The following is a 22,073-nucleotide window of genomic DNA, read 5'->3' on the forward strand; positions in this document are numbered from 1 at the left end:
TTAGCTTTTACAACGCTATAAACTGTTTAGATATATCGACAATGTTTCGATAGCAAAGCTACCAACGGCATTACTCGCGAAACCGGGATTAGATAGAAAAGCCACTTCGAATGATGACGAGCCTCTCGTCTAAGCAATACTCAAATATTTATGAGTTTGAACAGACAAACGCCAATTGCGGGCAATACACGTATCAATACACAATTGCGTAGCACGAGGCTTCTGGCTAATTGGTTGTAGTGCAATGATAGTCTCAGCCGCCACGTTCGCATTTGCTAAAAGATCATCAAGGTGGTCGATGTCTTTCTGGGTACCGACTGGATGCTTAATCTCATTTGCCCGCTCTAACGCGCTATTAAGCACTGGTAATTTACCTTTCATTGCTACTTTTGGTGACACTGTCACCCACGTATTTTCTGAAGTAATCACTTCTGATGTGCCACTGGTTTCAATTTGGCATTGGCACCCCATATCTTCAAACGCCTTTGTTAAAGGGCGCAGATCATAAATACAAGGCTCTCCACCAGTAATCACGATATGCTTAGCATTAAAGCCTTGCTGTTGATATTGCTCTACGATGTTCTCGGCAGATGCAACACACCACGTTGGAGAATCTTCCGTTTTCACCAGAATATCGCCTATTTGACGTTGATCATTCTCATCTGCATACCACGTTTGTTTGGTATCGCACCATGAGCAACCAACCGGACACTCTTGAAGCCGAACAAAAACAGCAGGGACTCCAGTGAAAACCCCTTCCCCTTGGATGGTTTCAAACATCTCATTTAGCTTATACAACGCAGAACTCACTCAACTCATAACATTTCGAGGCGAAGACCATAATGGACACGCGTGTCTAGGTCAATTTAAACCAAAAATTAATTGTTAAAATAGACCATTTTGTAGTTTCATAGCGTAATGAATATAGGTTTCTGGTTAACGTTAAACCAAGCCTTATTCACTGACAGCTCCCAAAAAACTTTAAGGTAAGAAATGATGTATAAACTGATCGCACTAGATATGGATGGCACGCTACTCAATAGTGATAAAGCCATTTCTGAAGAAAACAAACAAGCGATCGCAAAAGCTCGAGAAGCAGGCGTTACTGTCGTTCTCGCTTCTGGTCGCCCATTAGAAGGAATGCAAGACAAGCTCGACGAACTGAATATCCATTCCGATCGAGATTTTGTTCTTTACTACAACGGTTCGATGGTCAAGAACGTAGGCACAAACGACATCATCCACCAGCAAATCATAGATGGTAAAGCTGCAAAATTGGTGGCGCGAAAAGCCGAAGAGCTAGGTGCGTACGTCCATGCTTTTAGTCAAGTTCATGGTTTAATCACCAACGAACACAACCCTTACACCGATATTGAAGCAAAGATAAATGGCTTAAATGTCACCGAGATGAACTTCGAATCACTAGAAGACGATCATCCAATCATCAAAGCTATGATGGTTGCAGAGCCAAGCAAACTAACAGAAGTTATAGCAGCACTGCCAGCTGAAATGCGCGAAGCGTTTACGGTTGTTCAAAGCGCTCCGTTTTTCCTTGAGTTTCTTAACCCTGCGAGCAACAAAGGTATTGGTGTTGCCGCAATTGCCGAGTATCTGGGAATTAAACCGGAAGAAGTTATCTGTATGGGTGACGCAGAAAATGACCACCACATGCTGAAATACGCTGGCCTTGGTATCGCGATGGCAAATGCAATGGAAGAAACCAAGCAAATCGCTGACTACATTACGGCAAGTAATGATGAGCACGGTGTCGCTAAAGCTATAGAAAAGTTCGTGCTCAATGCATAGCCCTTTCCGCCATGTCTGTTGCGTTAAGCTTCTTACGTTTAACATCCCTAGCCGTCCAAGATAGGCAAGCGGCGTTGTTCGTGGACTAAACGTGTAAAAGCCTTGCTGTAATGCAAGGCTTTGTTTTTACTTAAATACTAATAGATAACAAATACAGCCATCAATCTAGCAACGTTTTGCTCGGTTGGTTTTCACAAGTCAGCTTCCTTGCAAGCAGCATAAATAACAACATTAATAATGGATAATGTAACGTCGACAAGACTAATGACCACAAACCGCTAAACGATACGATATTAGCCGAGTACAAATAGAGTTGATCAACAAGCAACAATGCCAGCGTCACAAAGATCATCTGCCGAGTATCTAAATGTGCTTTCGACTCTTTAAATGTCATGACCAACGCTGATGCAGTGATTAAAATTGCTAGCCAGCGACCAAACACAGGTAATGGCCAGATGACGGAGATGACCGCTGTTGCCACAGTCATAATGAACCAGACGCCTTTTGAGCTTAGAACTTGATCAACGTTCACATCTTGATTTGTTTCCAATCGAAGAACATGCCAAGCCACCAAGCTGCCTAACAGCGCGCCAAATAACATATCTAAAATAAAGGCACTGCCGAGGAAAAACTTACCTAACACCACAGTAAGAGTGATGAACACGAAGACTGCCGTTGTTCCATTCAAACCAAAATACTGGGTTCTATGAAACAAGAACGTCAGCACACAAAACCACACAGCGATAGGCAAGCTAGGAAAACTAAAGCCAAAGCTGTGCGTTAACTCCATCATTGGTATATAGACATGTGGGCGCGGTAGCGAAAAGCCTTGTTGAGCGACAAGCACCATAAGCGACGTTGTACTAATTGCGAAAAAGAGTCGGTACACAAACCGGCTACCAAAGCGCATCATGGCAAAAGGAAATAGAAAGAGTAGTACCGTCGGTTCTATCAGATCTATAACGAGTTTCGAGATCTGACTAGCTACCTCGTAACTCGTTTCTGACAACGCCCCTACCCAACTCTGTAAATCTATCAGCCACGCCAATTCAACCTGACGAAATGAAGGCGCGGATTCGATCAACTGAGTCACATAAGATACTGATTGCTTGGTAGCTTGATCAAAAAACTGAGTGGCTTGTGGCCATTGCTCAGGATAACGATATAAAGATGATGGTAATTCAGATGGGCTAAGCAACATCGCTGACGCAACTTCTACTCCATAATGAGGGGCAAACCAAATAGGCAGTTCATTTCCACCTAAAGAATTATTCATAGAAAAAGCGATAATGTCAGAGTCTGATATACAGTCGTAAAAAACCGCAGTGTCCGTTCTGCCAAGCTCCTCTCCAACCGTAACCACTATACCGGTTTCTTCCCACGTTTCTCGTTGAGCAGCAACTTGTGGAGACTCACCATCAATAATGGTTCCGCCAGGTAGAGAAATCTTATCCGTTAATACTTCATGAACTAGCACTAACTTGTCATCAGCGCGAACAATACAGAGCGCTCCTTTAACTTCGCTCGCAGTGGCTTTAGCCGTAGAAATCGGTGAAACAGGTAACAAAATAAAACAAAGGATGAGTAATAACAGCTGTCTCAACACAAAATATGACCTTAAATAAACATAATGATAACCAATGAATCATGGCAGTTAATCTTATCTTTTTCGACAAAAATTAAGTAACGAGTTATGCCAAACTGAGTTGATCGCGTAAAACCTGATCTCAACGCTCACTGGAGAATAATTTAATGCAAACCTGACAAAAATCAGACAAAACATAAAATGTTGATCGCAATTCTGCCAGTTATATAAAGATAACGTCAGGACAAAGTCATACACATTTTGTGGGTTCTCATAGTTGACACAATAAAAAAGGGCTTATTATTCGCAAACAATAAACCCCAGTTATGGTAACTATGTACTGATCGTTGAAACCAAGAATGAATCTTATCTCATGGTCAACGAATCAAATTCACTGGCCCGATCGTTAGTTAGACGTGCAATTCGCATCGCCGACTTTTTGCCAAACACCCCAAGGCCCTGAGTCTGCTGGATTATCACCTTGAGTCCACCACTGCGCTTGCCAAACTTTACCATTCCAAGTAACCGTATCTCCTTTGAGATACACTAAGCTGGCTTGCCATACAGTTTTACAGCTATCTGTGGGAGGCGTTGTCACCGTTTTCGCTTGAGCGGATACTAACGCTTGGTATTGTGTGCTGGTCTTATCAACGTTGAAGTTCAAAGCCACTCTTGCTTCTCCGCTCTGAGTAGCACCAAATTCAACATCAACACTACAACTTGCATTCATTGCTAACGTCGCCTGAGAGCACTGATCATTGGCAATAACAGCTGCATCAGTAACACCCGAAGCAAACGCGCGAACATTTTCCACAGTGAACGTGGTGTTCCCTGAATTCTGGATAACAAAGCTATGTTGCTGTAACTCCCCAACATTAAATGATGCCAGTGTCTGTTCGGTGGTGTATCCAACAGAAACATTTTCTTTTGGTGGTGTTGCTGTTCCGATAACACCATCGACAAAATTGCGCATAGCAGCGATATCGCTATAAACCCCATACATACCAGGACGAGCACAACCTATTCCCCAACTGACCACACCAAGTTGAGTAATTACACCACTGCGATTAATAACGATTGGACCACCACTATCTCCCTGACAAGAATCTATCCCACCTTGAGGAATACCCGCACAGAATGACACTTCTCCAACCGTTGTGTAGTTGCCACCGGCTTGACGGCAAGTCATATCCGACACAAGTGGGACGTCAACCTCCTGCAATCGAGACGGAGAGCTTCCTCCTTCAGAAGTTCGCCCTAAGCCAGCAACACTAAGCCAATCTCCGATGCTCGCGTATTGCGTTAGACTACCATTCGCAATCTCAACTGAAGAAACACCTTGAGGCACAGAGTCGAGCTTCAATACCGCGAGGTCATGAGAAAGCGTCGCGCGGCGATATGCCGGGTGCATATGGATCTCACTGACGTTTGCACGAACACCATCACTACCGTTATAAACAACGCCACCGATTTTAACCGCAATCTGACTCGGAGAATCACCCTCAACACAATGTGCAGCAGTCAGGACGTAACCATTCCCGATATAACTGGCCCCACAATACGATCGGTTACCATAACGACTAACAATTTGGGTGTAGAATTTCCAGTCACGTGGGTCGGCAGTTACTCCGCCTACGATCTGGGGTTGGATAGTGTGATTTTGCGTCTGAGACAAATCATCAGCACTTGCGAACATTGGCAAAACGGCTAAAGCAAGTAACGATTTTGTTAGTTTCAAAATATTGTCCTCTTGTTTTTGTAAGCACGATCCTCGTGCTACTAATAAACAAGCAGACAAAAACGCCGATACCAATGTGGGTGCATATCAATTTGTTAACATTGCGAGCAACTTATAGAGAAAAGTCTATTGACGAACTGAATGATTTCAATTCGATAGAACCTAAATCACAATATTAAAGTTAAATACGATTATTCGTTCAGCGGTTTTCTTAAATAGTGGATATGATGTGCAAATCCTTGTTTTTCATACAAAGATATTGCGCCCTGGTTAAAATGCCATACTTCAACAAACATCTGTTTTGCACCGTAATCAGAGAACGTTGACTCAATTTTATTAATCAATGCCTGCGCCGTACCTTGTTTTCGATATTCAGGCAGCACATAGAGCTCATCCACACTTCCCATCATAACTGGCTGGCTGACGGTAGAAATAAGTTCACAGAAGTGACCAGAGATAAAGCCAATAATTTCATCTCCTTGTTTTGCTACGTAAACAAGGCACTCAGGGTCGTCAATATATCGAGCAATGCTTTTTTCTTGTTCTATCTCCTCTGCCGTTTTGAAAAGCTCAGGAGATTGAAGATGATGCTCATCATGAAGCTCGAACATAAGATCGTTGAGCAACTCTAGGTCGCTAAAACACGCAGGTTTAATCGCAAACGTGGTCATACAAAGGGTCACTAAAAATGGAATGGCTGTAGTTTGTGAGGAAAACGTCGTATTGGCAAGTCACAAATGCTTTCACGATACGTTTGTACTGTTTGAACAACAAAAAGGCCCCTGCACTTAATAAACGTACAGAGGCAGAACCAACCAACAGAGTTCGAGGATCAGGGGTTAGTTAGAATTGAGTTTTTCTCAGCGTCGTAGCACTCGCTCAATTTCGTTCAAGCTACTTGGGTCATCAATCGTTGACGGAACGGTGTATTTTTCACCATCAGCTATTTGACGTATAGTTCGACGCAAAATTTTACCTGAACGTGTTTTCGGTAAACGGTCTACAACCAACGCATGCTTGAAGCAAGCAACTGCACCTATCTCACTACGCACTTTGCCAACAAGCTCACCTTCAAGGTCTAGCTCATCCACTTTGACGCCGTCTTTTAGTACCACAAAGCCAAGTGGAAGCTGACCTTTTAGATCATCGTGGATACCAACCACCGCACATTCTGCAATCGCTGGGTGGCCTCCTACTATTTCTTCCATTTCACCTGTCGACAATCGGTGTCCCGCGACATTAATCACGTCATCAATACGTCCCATAATAAACAGGTAACCGTCTTCATCCAGATAGCCACCATCACCTGACACGTAGTAGCCTGGGAACTGGCTAAGATAACCAGTTTCAAAACGGTCATGATTACGCCAAACCGTTGGCAGACAACTTGGTGGTAGCGGACGTTTTAATGCGACAAAGCCTTGTAGGTTAGGCCCGACAGCCTCTCCAAGTTCATTCAGAATCTCGACCTGATAACCCGGAATGGGCTTCGTCGAAGAACCAGCTTTAACTGGCATCATTTCGACACCTGTCGGGTTGCCAACGATGGCCCAGCCCGTCTCGGTTTGCCACCAGTGGTCAATAACGGGCTTGTCCGCTTTGCTCTGAACCCACTCCAGTGTCGGAGGGTCAAGGCGTTCTCCCGCCATAAAGATGTTTTTCAGATTCGACAAGTCGTACTGTTTTAAGTGCTCGCCTTCCGGGTCCTCTTTCTTAATCGCACGAAACGCCGTTGGTGCAGAGAACAACGCATCTACTTTATATTCATCACACACTCGCCAAAATGCGCCAGGATCCGGTGTTCGAACAGGCTTGCCTTCGAATAGGATAGTAGTGCAACCGTGAATCAGTGGGGCGTAAACAATGTAAGAGTGCCCTACTACCCAGCCCACATCAGATGCCGCCCAAAAGACGCCATCTTGAGGAATGTTATAGATTGCGCTCATGGAGTACTTCATCGCGACAGCATGGCCACCGTTATCACGCACAACGCCTTTCGGCTTACCTGTCGTGCCCGATGTATAAAGTATGTAGAGCGGATCGGTTGCTAACACCGGAACACAACCATGTGGCAGCGCTTGTTTGTACTCTCGCTGCCAATCTAAGTCTCTTTCTTGGTTTAGCTCAGCGTCGCACTCTGGACGTTGGAAAACAAACACTTTCTCAGGCTTCCAACGGCTGTCCATAATGGCTTTGTCTACCATTGGTTTGTATGGAATGACTTTGTTGATCTCAATCCCGCACGACGCCGTCATGATCACTTTCGGCTCTGCATCTTCAATTCGTACAGCAAGCTCATTAGGTGCAAAACCGCCGAATACTACGGAATGAATAGCCCCCAAACGCGCGCAGGCAAGCATCGCCATTGCGGCTTCTGGGATCATCGGCATGTAAATAACGACTCGGTCGCCTTTTTCAACACCTTGAGCAGACAGCATGCCAGCAATTTTGGCTACTTGGTCACGTAGGTCGCTATAGGTGTACGTGGCTTTACGACCTGTCACTGGCGAGTCATAAATGAGTGCAGTATTATCACCGCGTCCTTGCTCGCAATGGTAATCTAATGCTAACCAGCACGTATTCATTACACCATCTGGAAACCAACGTTCTATGCCGTTTTCATCAGATTTCAAGATAGTTTTAGGAGATTCAAACCAATCGAGATTCTCCGCTTGAGCGCGCCAAAAACTCTCCGGTTCATTCTTCGCCCATAAGTATTCTTTTTCGTATGAAGACATATTGCTTCCTCCAGTATGTCCTGACATTGCTCTCGTTCTACTCAAAGATCGCTCTTTTAATCCAAAGATCGTCTCTTTTAATCGAAGACATAGAAGGGTACACGCACAAATCCCTCCATCAGTATTCTCGCACTTCGGCTCATAATGGCTTTTTGCACCACCCAGCCCTGCTCAGTTTGTTTCGCTTGTGCCCCAACTTTTAACGTTCCTGACGGATGACCAAAAGTCACGGACTCTTTTTCACCGCCACCAGCGGCTAAATTCACTAACGTTCCGGGCACACACGCAGCAGAAGCAATAGCAACGGCTGCTGTTCCCATCATTGCATGATGTAGCTTGCCCATCGACAGCGCGCGAACGAGCACATCAATATCCGACTCATTAACGGCTTTACCACTTGAAGACAGGTAACTTTTCGGTTTAGAAACAAACGCTATTTTCGGCGTATGTTGGCGTGTTTGAGCTTCTTCTAAATCAGAAATCAGGCCCATTTTTAACGCGCCATATGCGCGGATGGATTCGAACATCGCTAATGCTGTGTCATCGTTGTTGACATCGTCTTGCAGCTCGGTGCCCTGATATCCTATCGATTCAGCATCAATAAAAATGGTTGGTATGCCCGCGTTAATAAAGGTCGCGTTGAACGTACCCACATCCGGCACCACCAAATCATCAACTAAGTTACCCGTTGGGAACATACTTCCTTCGCCATCGGAAGGATCAACAAAATCCACTTGAATCTCTGCCGCTGGAAACGTGACACCATCGAGTTCAAACTCTCCAGTTTCCTGGACAAAACCATTGACGATTGGCACGTGAATCAAGATGGTTTTGCTGATGTTCACCTGCCAAACACGCACCGTCACAATGCCATTTTCTGGAATGCGATCTTGTGGGATCAGACCAGCATGAATGGCGAAGGGACCAACTGCCGCAGACAAGTTGCCGCAGTTACCACTCCAATCGACGAATGGTTTGTCGATCGACACTTGTCCAAACAAATAGTCAACGTCATGACCGTCTTGGCTACTGCGCGAAACAATCACTGTTTTACTGGTGCTGGAGGTTGCACCACCCATACCGTCGATTTGCTTCGCGTAAGGATCCGGGCTGCCGATAACACGTAACAACAGCTTGTCACGCGCGGCTCCAGCCATTTGCGCTTCTTGAGGTAAATCCTCTAGGTTGAAAAAGACACCTTTACTCGTGCCGCCACGCATGTACGTCGCGGGCACTTTTATTTGGCTTGTTTGATTCGGAGTATTATTTGCCATACGCACTCCTTATTGTGCCAAGAAATCTTGCGCGAAACGCTGCAGAACACCGCCCGCGTTGTACACGTGAACTTCGTCAGCGGTATCTAAGCGACAAGTAACCGGAACATCGACTTTATCGCCGTTGCTGCGTGTGATAACCAGCGCTAAATCAGCGCCCGGCTTGATTTCTCCAACCACGTCGTAAAGTTCCGTACCATCCAGCTCTAGCGTATTGCGGTTAACGCCCGACTTAAATTGCAGTGGTAGTACGCCCATGCCAACCAAGTTAGTACGGTGAATACGCTCAAAGCCTTCAGCAACAATGGCTTCTACGCCCGCCAGTCGAACGCCTTTTGCTGCCCAGTCACGGGATGACCCCTGACCGTAATCCGCGCCAGCCACCACGATCAATGGTTGTTTACGATTCATGTAGGTTTCAATCGCTTCCCACATACGAACCACCTGCCCTTCTGGCTCTACACGCGCCAGAGATCCCTGCACGACTTCGCCGTTTTCCTTCACCATTTCATTGAACAACTTTGGGTTAGCGAAGGTCGCGCGTTGCGCCGTTAAGTGGTCACCACGGTGAGTCGCGTAAGAGTTGAAATCTTCTTCTGGCACACCCATTTTCGCTAAGTATTCACCTGCAGCGCTGCTTGCGAGAATCGCGTTGGATGGTGATAAGTGATCAGTGGTGATGTTGTCGCCCAGAATCGCCAATGGACGCATACCAGACAATGTTCTTTCTCCCGCTAGCGCACCTTCCCAGTACGGTGGTCGGCGGATATAGGTACTCATCGGACGCCAGTCGTACAGCGGGTTGGGATTTTGCTCTTGATCATTCAGCTTAAACATCTGAATGTAAACTTGCTTAAACTGCTCAGGTTTAACATGAGTACCGACAACTGCATCGATCTCTTCATCGCTTGGCCACAAATCATTGAGATAAATTGGTTTGCCGTGTTGGTCCGAGCCCAATGCATCGCGCTCGATATCAAAACGAATGGTACCCGCTAGCGCATAAGCGACAACCAATGGTGGTGAAGCCAAGAAAGCTTGTTTGGCGTACGGATGGATTCGACCATCAAAGTTACGGTTACCAGAAAGCACCGCTGTTGCATATAAATCACGGTCGATGATCTCTTGTTGGATTTTTGGATCCAGCGCACCACTCATACCGTTACAAGTTGTACATGCGTAACCAACAATGCCAAAGCCAAGCTTCTCTAGCTCTGGTAATAAGCCCGCTTCTTCCAGATACAAGCGTGCAACTTTAGAACCCGGAGCAAAAGACGATTTCACCCAAGGTTTACGTACAAGACCAAGTTCGTTGGCTTTCTTCGCCACAAGGCCAGCAGCAACCACGTTTCTTGGGTTACTAGTATTCGTACATGAGGTAATAGCAGCGATGATCACTGCACCATCTGGCAACTCGCCTTCTTTCTCTTCCCACGCTCCAGAAATACCGCGCTGTGCCAACTCAGAAGTTGGTAAACGACGATGAGGGTTTGACGGACCAGCCAAGTTACGGCTAACTGATGATAAATCGAACTCAAGTACACGCTCGTAAACTGCGCTATCAAGATCGTCTGCCCAAAGACCGGTTTGTTTTGCGTAATTTTCTACTAAAGCAACTTGTTCTTCATCTCGACCAGTTAGTTTCAAGTAATTGATGGTCTGCTCATCAATATAAAACATGCCAGCTGTTGCGCCGTATTCTGGTGTCATGTTTGAAATCGTTGCGCGGTCTCCGATCGTTAGATCACGTGCGCCTTCTCCGAAGAATTCAAGATATGAAGATACCACACGCTCATTACGAAGAAACTCAGTAATCGCGAGGACAATATCCGTTGCGGTAATGCCCGGTTGACGTTTACCCGTCAGTTTGACACCGACAATATCTGGTAGACGCATCATTGATGGTCGGCCAAGCATGACGGTTTCTGCTTCCAGACCACCGACACCTATCGCAATAACACCAAGAGCGTCTACGTGAGGCGTGTGACTGTCCGTACCCACACAGGTGTCAGGGTAGGCAATGCCCTGCTTTGCTTGTACCACAGGAGACATTTTTTCCAAGTTGATTTGGTGCATGATGCCATTCCCAGCTGGAATCACGCTGACGTTTTCAAACGCTGTTTTACACCACTCGATAAAGTGAAATCGGTCTTCATTACGGCGCTCTTCAATCGCGCGGTTTTTGTCGAAGGCATCAGGGTCAAAGCCCGCATGTTCAACCGCTAAAGAGTGGTCAACGATCAATTGTGTCTCAACCACTGGGTTCACTTTTGCAGGATCGCCGCCCTGATCTGAAATGGCATCGCGTAGACCCGCTAAATCGACTAGAGCGGTCTGACCAAGAATGTCATGACAAACAACGCGTGCTGGATACCAAGGAAAATCAAGATCGCGTTTGCGTTCAATTAACTGTTTCAGGCTATCTGTCAATGTGTTCGGGTCACAGCGACGGACCAGTTGCTCAGCTAGCACGCGAGAGGTATAAGGGAGTGTTTCATAGGCTCCAGGAGAAATGGCATTGACGGCTTCGCGTGCATCAAAATAATCCAGTTGAGTTCCCGGAAGCGGCTTACGATATTGAGTATTAATATTTGTGTTCATGGTTTGCTTCCATTCAGTCTTTACATCTTGCCTTCATCAAGGTTTTCCATTGCTCCAGAAACACAGTGATGAGAGGATCTCCTTCCTCTGTTAGAGAGAATGACAAAGGAAGGAGGTGGTCAACCAAAGCATATAATGCCCTCGTTGACCTTCGCGCTAGCGATTCTCGATAGGCACCCATTCTTGATGATCTGGGCCCGTGTAATCAGCACTTGGGCGAATAATACGGTTATTGGCACGCTGTTCATAAACGTGTGCAGCCCAGCCCGTTAAACGACTCATCACAAAGATTGGGGTAAATAGTTTGGTTGGAATGTCCATGAAGTGGTAAGCCGATGCATGGAAGAAGTCCGCATTACAGAACAGACCTTTCTCTCGCTTCATCACTGATTCAACACGCTCAGAAACCGCATATAGATGTGTATCACCAACTTGCTTCGATAACTCTTTGGACCAGCGTTTTATTAAGGCGTTGCGAGGGTCACTTTCACGATAAATCGCATGACCAAAGCCCATGATCTTGTCTTTATTGGCTAGCATTTTCATGATGTTCGCTTCCGCCTCGTCGGGCGTTTGCCAATCTTCAATCATTTCCATCGCCGCTTCGTTCGCACCTCCGTGAAGTGGTCCACGAAGCGTACCGATTGCTGCCGTGATACAAGAATGGATGTCTGACAACGTTGATGCACAAACGCGTGCTGCGAATGTAGAAGCATTAAACTCATGTTCAGCATAAAGAATAAGCGAGCAATGCATCACTTGTTTGTGCAGCGCAGATGGCGCTTTGTCTGTAAGTAATCGCAAAAAGTAACCACCGATGCAATCTTCAGTCTGATCCTCGGTGTTGATACGCACGTCATCATGACTAAAGCGGTACCAGTAACAGATGATGGCAGGGAACAAGGCTAGCATACGTTCGGTTGCTTTCAGTTGCTCCTCGAAGCTCATTTCCTGCTCTAGGTTACCCAATACAGAACAACCCGTGCGCATTACGTCCATTGGGTGTGCGCTTGCAGGAATCAACTCTAAAGCTTGTTTTAGCTCGGCTGGCAAACCTCTAAAGCTGAGTAGGTGTGTCTTGTACGCATCAAGTTCTTGTTGATTCGGCAAGTGACCGCGTAACAGAAGGTGAGCCACTTCTTCAAACTGTGCGTTGTTCGCAAGATCAGTAATATCGTATCCACGATAAGTTAAACCAGTTCCCGTTTTTCCGACAGTACATAAAGCTGTGCTTCCTGCGCTTTGACCACGAAGGCCTGCGCCACCTAATTCTGCTTTCTTTTCTGCAGTTTGAGACATTGTTTGAACTCCTTTTCTGTCTGACTTTTCCCTCTCTGGGGTGTTTTTAGCCAAACGAATTTCACGTTATTAGATGAGATAAATTCCGATTATCTTTTTCTTGGGCTTCCGTCTATTTTTGCTTTTCCCCCGCTATTTCCCTTCAGAGAATAACTGGTCAAGTTTGTCTTCGTAGTCGTGGTAATTCAGGTGCTGATACAACTCTTTACGTGTTTGCATCGAATCAACCAGTGCTTCCTGATTACCCACTTCTAGCAAATGTTTGTAGACCGTTTCAGCAGCTTTGTTCATGGCACGGAACGCACTTAATGGGTAAAGCACCATATCGACTTTCGCTTTTGCAAGCTCATCGCAGCCGTACAGTGGCGTTGCGCCGAACTCGGTAATGTTGGCCAGAATAGGAACGTGCTTTCCAGTTGCTTGCTCAAGTGCGTTTGAGAACTGAAGGTACTGATCCAGCTTGGTCATCGCTTCTGGGAAGATCATGTCTGCGCCAGCTTCCACACACGCAATCGCACGCTCGATTGCGCTGTCCATGCCTTCAACAGCTAGCGCGTCTGTACGAGCCATAACCACGAAACTTTCATCATTGCGTGCGTCAACCGCGGCTTTTACGCGATCAACCATCTCTTGCTGGCTGACTATTGCTTTGTTCGGACGATGACCACAACGTTTCTGTGCGACTTGGTCTTCCATGTGCACCGCTGCCGCGCCTGCTTTTTCCATCGCTTTGATCGTGCGAGCAATGTTAAATGCACCGCCAAAGCCCGTGTCGATATCAACCAAAAGAGGCAAATCACATGCGTTAGTAATACGGTCAACATCAACCAAAACGTCGTTTAATGTTGTGATACCGAGATCCGGCAATCCGTATGACGCATTTGCGATACCGCCACCAGACAAGTAGATCGCTTGGTGACCCAAGTTTTTTGCCATCATGGCGCAATACGGGTTTATAGTGCCGACAATTTGTAGTGGATTATTTTGTTCAATGGCGAGTCTGAATTTCGCTCCCGGTGTTAAGCTCATGACGAATTCCTTCTAGTCTTTGTCTAAACTTTCTGTATGTATAATTTGAGATTGGATGAGCTTTCGACTTCCTGATATGTGTCTTCTCATCAACATTTCTGCAAGCTCTTCATCGCGATTGCGAATGGCTTCCAAAATGAATTTGTGTTCGGTGAGCGCCTCATTCGGGCGAGATTGCGCACGTGGCGACTGGTAACGATACATCCGTAATAAGTGATAGAGTTCATCACACAGCAGAGATATTAACTTACTGTTTCTGCTCGCTTGGATGATGCGATAGTGAAAATCAAAGTCACCATGTTGATGGAAGTAAGACGCGCCTTCCATTTGGTCTATATGCTTGGAATGTGTCGACAATAGCATTTCCAAGCTTAAGAGCTCTTCTTGCGTAATGTGTCGCGCAGCTAACCTTGCTGCCATGCCTTCCAATGCTTCTCGAACGGCATAAAGTTCTATCAGCTTTTCCGGAGAAAAAGTGGTCACTCTAGCCCCAACATGAGGAATTCGCTCGATGAGCCCTAGCCCCTCTAAGCGCATCAATGCTTCACGCAAAGGCCCACGACTGACTTGATATTTCTTTGCTAGCTCAGGCTCTGATATCTTATGGCCAGGCTTCACGTCGCCATTAACAATGACTTCAATGAGTGTTTCGGTCAGCGTTTCGGATTTGGTGTGTTCTTTCTCAGAACCCAGCACTTTATAACGAGCTTTCAACTCAGAGTTCATATTCAGATACTCTTGTTACCGACATCGAAATGTCTACAATTTCTTAACCTGAATATAAAGTAGTCGATCAAAGTGTCGACAATCAAGTAAATTGTCGACAATTTAGACTAAGGTCGTAATTTAAACTGGCCTAAAATGCCTATTAAGTGCTGTTTTTAGCAGAAATAAAGAATGGGGAACTTATATTGTCGACAACTTGTAAACCTTTAAGCTTATGATCTAAAAACTAAAAGCTCAGCTGTCGAACAATAATCGGATAAAAAACTATTCTTTAGGTACAAATTGATCAAAGACTTGTTGCGAAGTCATCTTTTGTGAAGCGGAATTGAGGTCATAATAAGCTGGCTTTTCATCGGTAAAAATCTCTAAAGTGAGTTTGAAATCTGGGTTATCGAACAAACCAGCGGAAAGAATGTACTCACCTGTCGGCAACAAATGGTAGAAAAGGTTTGTGCCACACTCACCGCAAAACCCCCTCACTCCCCAGTCTGACGACTGATAACGTTTAGGTTCGCCACCTTTAAACGTCACGTTAGGACCACAATGCACAGCATGGAGTGCTCCACTCGACCATTTTCGACACATCGAGCAGTGGCATAGACTCACTTCATTCTTAGCATCTGCGATCACTTCAATAGCGCCGCACAAACACGTCCCTTTCATTCTCTTTTCCTCGTTCATTTTCCGTCATTTTATTATGGCCTACCAAAACGTAAAGCCGCGTGACCTAACACCAACTTCTCACCGTGAACTTTATGAACAAAATAACCGAAATGCTCAATATTCTCTTTATATCTCTTTTACAGACAGATATTTAACACTTAATTAACCTTTACACCAAGTTCAGCTTTAACGCTTACAAGGCATGACAACTGAGCAAAAACAATAAGGCTCAACTAAATAGAGTCGCTAACATAAGGAACGTGAACATGTTAAAGGTACTCAAACCAACGCTCGCCGCTTCAATCATCGCAGCTTCATTTTCATTCAACGCTCTTGCTGCAGATATTGAAAAAATGCACTTTCTTATCCCTGGAGGTGCCGGTGGCGGTTGGGACATGACCGCCCGAGGTACTGGTGATGTATTAATAAAGTTAGACATCGTCGAAACCGTATCATTTCAAAACCTATCTGGTGGTGGCGGTGGCAAAGCAATCGCACATTTGATTGAAACGGCTGATCGTCAAGAAGATACACTCATGGTGAACTCAACACCGATCGTCGTTCGCTCGCTCAGTGGGATCTTCCCACAATCTTTCCGCGACTTGACTCCTGTTGCCGCAACGGTTGCCGATTATGGCGCCATTGTTACATCAGCCGATTCTCCTTATAGCTCTTGGGAAGATGTCGTTAAAGCTTTTAAAGAAAACCCACGTAAGGTGAAGGTTGCTGGTGGCTCTGCTCGTGGTTCTATGGATCATTTGGTTATAGCAGCAGCTTTCAAAGGTGAAGGTTTTGATGCGCGTAAAGTTCGTTACATTGCCTATGATGCAGGTGGAAAAGCCATGGCTGCCCTACTTTCAGGCGAAACACAACTGCTCTCTACAGGGTTAGGTGAAGTACTCGAAATGTCTAAGTCTGGGCAAGTGAAAGTGTTAGCGATTACAGCACCAAAACGTTTAGAAGCTGCGCCTAACATTCCAACTCTCACCGAATATGGTAATGAAACTGTCTTTGCTAACTGGCGTGGATTCTTTGCAGCACCAGGCACAAGCCAAGAAAAGCTAGATGAATGGAATGCCGCATTTACTAAAATGTATAACACCGACGAATGGCAAGTCGTTCGAGACCGCAATGGTTGGATCGACAACTATAAAGCGGATAAAGCATTCTTCGCGTTTCTTGAAGATCAAGAGCAGCAGATGGGTGACTTAATGCGCGAGTTAGGCTTCCTGAAGTAACAATCGAATTGGGGTCCCTCAGATACCAACCTCAATGAATAACGTAGGTTGGTATTTCCCCATTGTATTTGCACTCTAAGTTTCACCGCATATGGACATTGTCGACAATCGGCATGCACACTCCTTTGTTTATATACCCAAAGCGGCTCGACTAGCAGCGAAATGCTTAATTGTTAATGGTTTAGTTTATTCATTGACGTCCATATGCGGTCTTTTTTACTTTTGTTAGGAGTTGAATATGCCTCGTTCAACCAACTTTTTCACCAAAGAGTATTTACTCTGTCGTGACCGCGTCGGCGCAATGATCTTTCTACTTTTCTGTCTTTGCTACGGTTATCAAACCTCACAAATTCCATTGTTTCCAGGTGATGAGTATGAACCATTCACCGCACGTACTCTGCCAACCATCCTGACTTACGTTGGTGTCGGCCTTTCTTTGCTATTGCTGGTGACAGGACAACCAGATAAACAAAGTGGCGCAGTGCTGACCTTCAATTGGAAGTTACTGATTGCCTTTTTAATTTTAATGGCGCTCTACGGCGTGGGCCTGACTTACTTAGGTTTTGTGATAGCTACTGGCTTGTTTTTATTGGCTGGCTTTTATCTGCTCGGGGAAAGACGTAAACCCGTTCTGTTTGGCGCGTCGTTTCCATTCGTGATCGCGTTCTACTTATTACTCACTCAAGGTTTGGACATCTATCTCGAACCGGGTTTGATTTTCACCATCTGGTAGTCAAAGAAAGGACTGAATTATGTTAGATGGAATTCTACAAGGTTTATCCACCGCAGTAATGCCAATGAACATTATGATGGTGATCGTTGGTTGCTTCGTCGGTACATTTATCGGCATGTTACCTGGACTTGGGCCGATCTCAGCCATTGCTTTGATGATCCCAATTACTTATGGCCTAGAGCCCTCCTCTGGCCTTATTTTAATGGCGGGTGTTTATTACGGTGCGGTATTTGGTGGCTCTACATCGTCGATTTTAATTAACGCGCCGGGTTGTTCTTCAACCGTGGTCACAGCATTTGACGGCTACCCAATGGCCCAAAAAGGCCAAGCAGGTAAAGCATTAGCTTTGGCAGCTTATTCGTCTTTCACTGGCGGTACGCTATCTGCCATTATGTTGCTTGTTGCCGCACCAGCATTGGCTAGCGTCTCCCTTAGCTTCCAATCGTCGGACTATTTTGCGTTGATGCTACTTGGGTTATCAGCTGTCGCGGCTTTTGCGGGGAAAGGTCAGGTAATCAAAGCGTGGATGATGACCATTCTTGGTTTGATGCTATCTACAGTTGGAATCGATAAAGGCGTAGGCGTTGAACGCTTTACCTTCGGTTTAACGGATTTAATGGATGGCTTTAGCTTCTTGTTGCTTGCAATGGCGACATTCGCACTGGGTGAGACATTGATGGGCATCCTTAAACCATCAAAAGACACCAGCGATGAAGAACAAGAAAAGCTGAGCAACATTGGCTCAATGAAAGTGACCAAGGAAGAAATCAAAGATGTTGCGCCTGTTTCAATTCGCTCTTCAATATTAGGTTTCTTCACTGGCGTTCTTCCTGGCGCAGGGGCAACCATTGCTGCTTTTTTAAGCTATGGTATGGAGCGCAACCTCGCACCTAAAGAGAAAAAGGATGAGTTCGGTAAAGGCAGTATACGTGGTTTGGTTGCGCCAGAGTCTGCGAACAATGCAGCATCTAGTGGTTCATTTGTACCGCTATTAACGCTTGGTATTCCGGGCTCTGGTACAACAGCAATAATGCTCGGTGCGCTGATCGCTTATGGTATTCAACCTGGCCCTCGCCTGTTTGTTGAACACCCAGATGTGTTCTGGTCAGTGATCATTTCCATGTACTTCGGCAACATCGTACTTGTGATCCTGAACTTACCGTTGATTCCGTACATTTCAAAGCTTTTGGCGGTTCCAAGAACGGTGCTTCTACCGATGATTTTATTCTTCTCAATCACCGGCGTTTATTTGGTCTCTTTTAATACTATGGATGTGTTCGTGATGCTGATTGTGGCTATGGCTGCCATTGCACTTCGGCTCGCTAACTTCCCACTCGCACCTTTATTGCTGGGCTTCATCCTTGGAGGATTAATGGAAGAGAACTTACGCCGCGCATTAATGATTTCAGATGGAGAACTGAGTTTCCTATGGGAGCGTCCTATTACCCTTACCTTTACTGTTTTAGCTGTATTGGTATTGGCAAGTCCACTAATCGTAAAGCTGATTCAAAAGTTTAAAGCACAGCCAGTCAGCGTTGAGCAGTAATCGCTGTCTCTTTCAACCTAGATAAAGCCATCCATCGTGATGGCTTTATCTTCCGCCCTCCAAATCGTTCGCTTATTGTGCAGATGGTATTGACAAATCACTGTCGTTATATGAAGGTGATTGTATGAACACACACTTAGCGCAACTTAACCAACGAATTATCATCATTCCATAGGAATGGTGGGATTTTTTGATGCGCTCAGTATTTATCGAACCCACCCATAACGGTGGGTTTTCTGTCTCTACCGTATGGGAAAAGCTCTCTTGGAGGCGGTCACAATGCAAAAAATAGCAGTTTTTGGTAAACCCGGCAGTGGAAAATCGACGGTAAGTAAAGTAATCGCGTCGGCTACCGGTCTTCCTCTTCATCAATTAGATTCAATAGTCTATAAACCAAACGGTGATCCCGTTGAGCGTAACGTTTTTGATGAAGCCCATAGCAATATACTAAGCTCAGATCGTTGGATTATAGATGGCCTTGGACCGATCAGCTCTTTTAACGCTCGTTTAGATGCAGCCGATACTCTCATTTATATTGATCTACCATACTCAGTAAGCTATTGGTTTGTGACGAAACGTCTCCTTAAAGGACTTTTCATTAAACCTGAAGGTTGGCCTGATGGTAGTTCGGTACTGAAAGGAACGTTACAAAGCTACAAAGTTCTTCAGCAATGCCCTGCATTCTGGAATGATGACTTTATGTCTCGCCTCGAGGGGTACTCTCAAACTAAAGCCGTTCATGTCATCAAAAACGTTACAGAACTGAACAATTTTGTTTTGGAGCGGGTAAAGTAAACCTCATATCAGAACATTAGAGCATGTAGGTTGGATCATCTGAAGCTCTAACAATGAAAAAGAACATAACAAGGATTGTTTATGCTTTTAGAACTCGCACTTTTATTCGTTGCTGGCGTAATTGGTGGGATCATTAACTCCATAGCAGGAGGCGGAAGCTTTATTACTTTTCCGGCTCTATTGGCAGTTGGTGTTCCTCCTATTATGGCTAACGCAACAAACACGTATGCTTCATGTGCGGGTTACATTAGCGGAGCCGTCGGGTTCAGAGAAGAGATCATGAAGAACAAGCATGAACTGCTGTTCACAGTCTCATTCAGTTTAGTCGGCGGCGCTGTCGGAGCATATCTGTTGCTCAACACGCCAGAATCGCTATTTATGGAAGCCATCCCTTGGTTACTCTTATTTGCCACCGTGCTTTTTCTCACCGGTTCTCGTTTAACAATGCTAATAAAAACTGTCGCGAAAGAGCACAAACATGCTGGCATACTCGGAGCAATTGCGTTGGGTTTACTACTTGTTGGTGTCTCTGCTTACGGTGGTTTTTTCAACGCAGGTTTAGGGGTTATTGTTCTGAGTTATCTGGTAGTAGCTGGTCACCAAGACATTAATTTAATGAACGGTTTGAAATTGCTCGTATCTACGTGTGTTTCACTCATTGCTATCGTGATTTTTGTTGCCAATGGTTCCATTGACTGGCAGACAGGTAGTGTTGTTTTGGTCGGTACGTTGGTAGGTGGGTATCTTGCAGCTCGTGTCTCTCGTCAACTGAATCCCAATCATGTTAAAGGGTTTGTTGCTCTTTCTTCTATTCTCATCACTATCTACTTTTTCATTGATGTTTATGTTTAAGCAAAACTTGTACAAGTGGATAACACTCCTACAAAAAACGCTAGCGCGAAAGATTAATGCAGATAGCTTAACGATTTTTTGTGTCACTCCAGCGAGGTTAGGAATCTAATAACACTACACTAAGCGGCTAATGAAACAATTTTGATCACAAAGTGCTCGGATAGAAGATCCTGTATCACGCTCCTTCGTCGCTGTACAGGATGACGAGAAATAGAAATATGCCACTCGCGGTTAAACGAGTGGCATTGATCGAGAAAGATGGCGTTTTACATCAATAATAAGAGAAAGTAACGCTTACTTAATCAGCCCTACTTCTTTGTAGTATTTGAGCGCTCCTGGGTGAAGAGGCGCAGATAAACCGTCTTTTACCATTTCCTCTTTCTTCAAGTTTGCAAACGCTGGGTGGAGACGGCGGAAATCATCGAAGTTTTCAAATACCGCTTTAACCACGTTATAAACCACATCTTCTGGTACCGCAGTAGAAGAAACAAACGTCGCGCCCACACCAAAGGTTTGAACATCACTATCTGTGCCACGATACATACCACCCGGGACATTTGCGACACGATAGAAGCTGTTGTCTGCAACCAGTTTTTCTACATTAGGTCCAGCTACCGTTACGATATTACTATCACACGACGTAGTGGCTTCTTTAATCGCTCCACTTGGGTGACCAACGGTATAAATCATCGCATCAATTTTGTTATCACAAAGTGCTTTTGATTGCTCTGCTGCTTTTAACTCAGAGACAAGCTTAAAGTCGTCGTTACTCCAACCATACTGGTTCATTAGCACTTCCATAGTACCTCGCTGACCAGAACCAGGATTACCAATGTTAACGCGCTTACCTTTCAAATCATCAAAAGTTTTGATGTTCGCGTCTTTACGTGCAACGACAGTAAACGGTTCTGGATGAACGGAGAATACGGCGCGTAGCTCTTTAAAAGGCCCGCTTTCTTCAAACTTACTGGTTCCTTTGTAAGCATGATACTGCCAGTCTGATTGCGCGATACCGAGGTCCAATTCACCAGCACGAATAGTGTTGATGTTATAAATCGATCCCCCAGTACTTTCTACCGAACAACGGATACCGTGATCTTCTCGCGATTTGTTAACCAAGCGACAAATAGCGCCACCAGTCGGATAATAAACCCCTGTTACTCCACCGGTACCAATCGTGACAAACGTTTCCTCCGCAGACGCAGAAAAGCCTGTTGTGAGTGCAGCCAAAGAAGCCGCAAGTGCGATTTGCTTAAACTTAAACATTGAACATCCCTTTTACTTGTGTTGATGACCGTTTAAGTATAGCAATCGTTAACAATTTGATAACGTTTAAGTTCTCATCCTTGGAGGTTGATTTATAGATATATACTTTTTTATCAACTTAACCTACTGATAAATAGCATTTAGACTTGAATCCCATAAAAAAAGCGTTGTATAAACAACGCTT

General features: G+C 45.1%; 18 protein-coding genes. 6 read left to right on the forward strand and 12 right to left on the reverse strand.

The window, feature by feature from the left end:
- Positions 1–129: 129 nt before the first annotated feature.
- The gene (queE, locus tag R7Z41_RS03020) at positions 130–780 is read right to left on the reverse strand and encodes a 7-carboxy-7-deazaguanine synthase QueE (protein WP_005377296.1); all 651 of its coding nucleotides are present in this window, start codon (positions 778–780) and stop codon (positions 130–132) included.
- A 216-nt stretch (positions 781–996) separates the two neighbouring features.
- Here queE and R7Z41_RS03025 point away from each other — a divergent pair, with 216 nt between their 5' ends.
- Positions 997–1,806 carry a Cof-type HAD-IIB family hydrolase gene (locus R7Z41_RS03025; protein WP_017821691.1) on the forward strand — a complete coding sequence of 270 codons (810 nt, stop codon included), beginning with the start codon at positions 997–999 and terminating at the stop codon, positions 1,804–1,806.
- A 160-nt stretch (positions 1,807–1,966) separates the two neighbouring features.
- Here R7Z41_RS03025 and R7Z41_RS03030 read toward each other — a convergent pair whose 3' ends face one another.
- The 10 genes from R7Z41_RS03030 to R7Z41_RS03075 all read right to left on the reverse strand — a co-directional run bounded on the left by R7Z41_RS03030 (position 1,967) and on the right by R7Z41_RS03075 (position 15,459).
- The gene (locus R7Z41_RS03030) at positions 1,967–3,412 is read right to left on the reverse strand and encodes a bifunctional NUDIX hydrolase/phosphatase PAP2 family protein (protein ID WP_206970882.1); all 1,446 of its coding nucleotides are present in this window, start codon (positions 3,410–3,412) and stop codon (positions 1,967–1,969) included.
- Positions 3,413–3,797: 385 nt separating this feature from the next.
- Complete coding sequence (locus R7Z41_RS03035) at positions 3,798–5,129, reverse strand: trypsin-like serine protease (RefSeq protein ID WP_318136302.1); 1,332 nt, start codon at positions 5,127–5,129, stop codon at positions 3,798–3,800.
- A gap of 191 nt (positions 5,130–5,320) precedes the next feature.
- A complete protein-coding gene (locus R7Z41_RS03040) occupies positions 5,321–5,800 on the reverse strand; it encodes a GNAT family N-acetyltransferase (RefSeq protein ID WP_005377290.1) in 480 nt (159 codons plus the stop codon).
- Between the two features lie 189 nt (positions 5,801–5,989).
- Entirely contained in the window at positions 5,990–7,867 is a 1,878-nt protein-coding gene (locus R7Z41_RS03045; RefSeq protein ID WP_206970883.1) for a propionyl-CoA synthetase, read from the reverse strand.
- A 77-nt stretch (positions 7,868–7,944) separates the two neighbouring features.
- Positions 7,945–9,141, reverse strand: a complete 1,197-nt coding sequence (gene prpF / locus R7Z41_RS03050; protein WP_213896894.1) for a 2-methylaconitate cis-trans isomerase PrpF — start codon at positions 9,139–9,141, stop codon at positions 7,945–7,947.
- Positions 9,142–9,150: 9 nt separating this feature from the next.
- Positions 9,151–11,742 (reverse strand): Fe/S-dependent 2-methylisocitrate dehydratase AcnD, encoded by a 2,592-nt coding sequence (acnD, locus tag R7Z41_RS03055; protein ID WP_169629147.1) that lies wholly within the window; start codon positions 11,740–11,742, stop codon positions 9,151–9,153.
- A 156-nt stretch (positions 11,743–11,898) separates the two neighbouring features.
- Positions 11,899–13,041 carry a 2-methylcitrate synthase gene (gene prpC / locus R7Z41_RS03060; protein WP_318136301.1) on the reverse strand — a complete coding sequence of 381 codons (1,143 nt, stop codon included), beginning with the start codon at positions 13,039–13,041 and terminating at the stop codon, positions 11,899–11,901.
- Between the two features lie 132 nt (positions 13,042–13,173).
- Positions 13,174–14,070 carry a methylisocitrate lyase gene (prpB, locus tag R7Z41_RS03065; protein WP_042523753.1) on the reverse strand — a complete coding sequence of 299 codons (897 nt, stop codon included), beginning with the start codon at positions 14,068–14,070 and terminating at the stop codon, positions 13,174–13,176.
- Between the two features lie 12 nt (positions 14,071–14,082).
- Complete coding sequence (locus R7Z41_RS03070; RefSeq protein WP_005377279.1) at positions 14,083–14,796, reverse strand: GntR family transcriptional regulator; 714 nt, start codon at positions 14,794–14,796, stop codon at positions 14,083–14,085.
- A 264-nt stretch (positions 14,797–15,060) separates the two neighbouring features.
- Positions 15,061–15,459, reverse strand: coding sequence for a GFA family protein (locus tag R7Z41_RS03075; protein WP_206970885.1), 399 nt, complete (start codon positions 15,457–15,459; stop codon positions 15,061–15,063).
- A 266-nt stretch (positions 15,460–15,725) separates the two neighbouring features.
- On the opposite strand from R7Z41_RS03075, the gene R7Z41_RS03080 reads away from it, so the two are divergent.
- From R7Z41_RS03080 to R7Z41_RS03100, 5 genes are all read left to right on the forward strand, one after another.
- Positions 15,726–16,697: a tripartite tricarboxylate transporter substrate binding protein gene (locus tag R7Z41_RS03080; RefSeq protein WP_206970886.1), complete on the forward strand. Its 972-nt coding sequence runs from the start codon at positions 15,726–15,728 to the stop codon at positions 16,695–16,697.
- Between the two features lie 238 nt (positions 16,698–16,935).
- Positions 16,936–17,430 (forward strand): tripartite tricarboxylate transporter TctB family protein, encoded by a 495-nt coding sequence (locus R7Z41_RS03085; protein ID WP_005377273.1) that lies wholly within the window; start codon positions 16,936–16,938, stop codon positions 17,428–17,430.
- A gap of 19 nt (positions 17,431–17,449) precedes the next feature.
- Positions 17,450–18,976, forward strand: a complete 1,527-nt coding sequence (locus tag R7Z41_RS03090) for a tripartite tricarboxylate transporter permease (RefSeq protein WP_005388177.1) — start codon at positions 17,450–17,452, stop codon at positions 18,974–18,976.
- 279 nt (positions 18,977–19,255) lie between these two features.
- Positions 19,256–19,771 carry an adenylate kinase gene (locus tag R7Z41_RS03095; RefSeq protein WP_053307019.1) on the forward strand — a complete coding sequence of 172 codons (516 nt, stop codon included), beginning with the start codon at positions 19,256–19,258 and terminating at the stop codon, positions 19,769–19,771.
- An 81-nt stretch (positions 19,772–19,852) separates the two neighbouring features.
- A complete protein-coding gene (locus R7Z41_RS03100; protein WP_054728528.1) occupies positions 19,853–20,623 on the forward strand; it encodes a sulfite exporter TauE/SafE family protein in 771 nt (256 codons plus the stop codon).
- 294 nt (positions 20,624–20,917) lie between these two features.
- On the opposite strand, the gene R7Z41_RS03105 is transcribed toward R7Z41_RS03100, so the two are convergent.
- Positions 20,918–21,889, reverse strand: coding sequence for a TAXI family TRAP transporter solute-binding subunit (locus R7Z41_RS03105; RefSeq protein WP_005388171.1), 972 nt, complete (start codon positions 21,887–21,889; stop codon positions 20,918–20,920).
- Positions 21,890–22,073 lie beyond the last annotated feature (184 nt).

Source organism: Vibrio sp. 1457 (genome assembly GCF_033340195.1).
Taxonomy (GTDB): domain Bacteria; phylum Pseudomonadota; class Gammaproteobacteria; order Enterobacterales; family Vibrionaceae; genus Vibrio; species Vibrio alginolyticus.

Excerpts from the sequence above, each read along its gene's own strand:
- R7Z41_RS03075 (WP_206970885.1), bottom strand. The coding sequence starts at position 15,459 with ATGAAAGGGACGTGTTTGTGCGGCGCTATTGAAGTGATCGCAGATGCT.
- R7Z41_RS03070 (WP_005377279.1), bottom strand. The coding sequence starts at position 14,796 with ATGAACTCTGAGTTGAAAGCTCGTTATAAAGTGCTGGGTTCTGAGAAA.
- R7Z41_RS03095 (WP_053307019.1), top strand. The coding sequence starts at position 19,256 with ATGCAAAAAATAGCAGTTTTTGGTAAACCCGGCAGTGGAAAATCGACG.
- prpB (WP_042523753.1), bottom strand. The coding sequence starts at position 14,070 with ATGAGCTTAACACCGGGAGCGAAATTCAGACTCGCCATTGAACAAAAT.
- acnD (WP_169629147.1), bottom strand. The coding sequence starts at position 11,742 with ATGAACACAAATATTAATACTCAATATCGTAAGCCGCTTCCGGGAACT.
- R7Z41_RS03040 (WP_005377290.1), bottom strand. The coding sequence starts at position 5,800 with ATGACCACGTTTGCGATTAAACCTGCGTGTTTTAGCGACCTAGAGTTG.
- R7Z41_RS03105 (WP_005388171.1), bottom strand. The coding sequence starts at position 21,889 with ATGTTTAAGTTTAAGCAAATCGCACTTGCGGCTTCTTTGGCTGCACTC.
- R7Z41_RS03085 (WP_005377273.1), top strand. The coding sequence starts at position 16,936 with ATGCCTCGTTCAACCAACTTTTTCACCAAAGAGTATTTACTCTGTCGT.
- prpF (WP_213896894.1), bottom strand. The coding sequence starts at position 9,141 with ATGGCAAATAATACTCCGAATCAAACAAGCCAAATAAAAGTGCCCGCG.
- prpC (WP_318136301.1), bottom strand. The coding sequence starts at position 13,041 with ATGTCTCAAACTGCAGAAAAGAAAGCAGAATTAGGTGGCGCAGGCCTT.
- R7Z41_RS03100 (WP_054728528.1), top strand. The coding sequence starts at position 19,853 with ATGCTTTTAGAACTCGCACTTTTATTCGTTGCTGGCGTAATTGGTGGG.
- R7Z41_RS03090 (WP_005388177.1), top strand. The coding sequence starts at position 17,450 with ATGTTAGATGGAATTCTACAAGGTTTATCCACCGCAGTAATGCCAATG.
- queE (WP_005377296.1), bottom strand. The coding sequence starts at position 780 with ATGTTTGAAACCATCCAAGGGGAAGGGGTTTTCACTGGAGTCCCTGCT.
- R7Z41_RS03080 (WP_206970886.1), top strand. The coding sequence starts at position 15,726 with ATGTTAAAGGTACTCAAACCAACGCTCGCCGCTTCAATCATCGCAGCT.
- R7Z41_RS03045 (WP_206970883.1), bottom strand. The coding sequence starts at position 7,867 with ATGTCTTCATACGAAAAAGAATACTTATGGGCGAAGAATGAACCGGAG.
- R7Z41_RS03025 (WP_017821691.1), top strand. The coding sequence starts at position 997 with ATGTATAAACTGATCGCACTAGATATGGATGGCACGCTACTCAATAGT.